Origin of the sequence: Stenotrophomonas sp. C3(2023) (genome assembly GCF_032911385.1) — a bacterium.
Classification (GTDB): Bacteria; Pseudomonadota; Gammaproteobacteria; order Xanthomonadales; family Xanthomonadaceae; genus Stenotrophomonas.
Window position 1 is genome coordinate 1 of sequence record NZ_JAWJLO010000009.1, and the last position, 468, is coordinate 468.

Consider the following 468-nt stretch of genomic DNA (forward strand, 5'->3'; position numbering starts at 1 on the left):
CGTGAAGATGATCGCCTTCGCGGCCTCATCAAGCACGCCTGGCTGGCGAGCGGCACGGTCTATGGCTACCGCAAGATCACGCGTGAACTTCGGGAGAGTGGCGAGCGCTGCAGTCGCCACCGTGTTCGACGCCTGATGAGAGTAGAAGGCATACGGGCGGAGATTGGCTACGGCAGGAAGCCGCGACATCGAGGCGGGCCGCCCGGAGTGGTTGAAAACGTCGTCAATCGTGACTTCTCACCCTCTGGTCCCAACAAGGTGTGGGTCACCGACATCACCTACATCCGCACGTATGAAGGCTGGCTGTTCCTGGCTGTGATCGTCGACCTCTACTCACGGCAGGTGGTTGGCTGGGCAACGCAGTCCCAGATGACCACGGATCTTGTGTTGCAGGCACTCGTATCAGCGATATGGAAGCGGAAGCCTGCTGCGGGCTTGATCATTCACTCCGACCAAGGCAGCCAGTTC

At 60.3% G+C, this 468-nt stretch carries 1 protein-coding gene; it reads left to right on the forward strand.

Features of this window, described 5'->3' with window-relative positions; genetic code table 11:
- Nucleotides 1-468 (forward strand): IS3 family transposase (locus tag RZA67_RS16385; protein WP_317214122.1); only part of this gene is annotated, 468 nt, incomplete at both ends.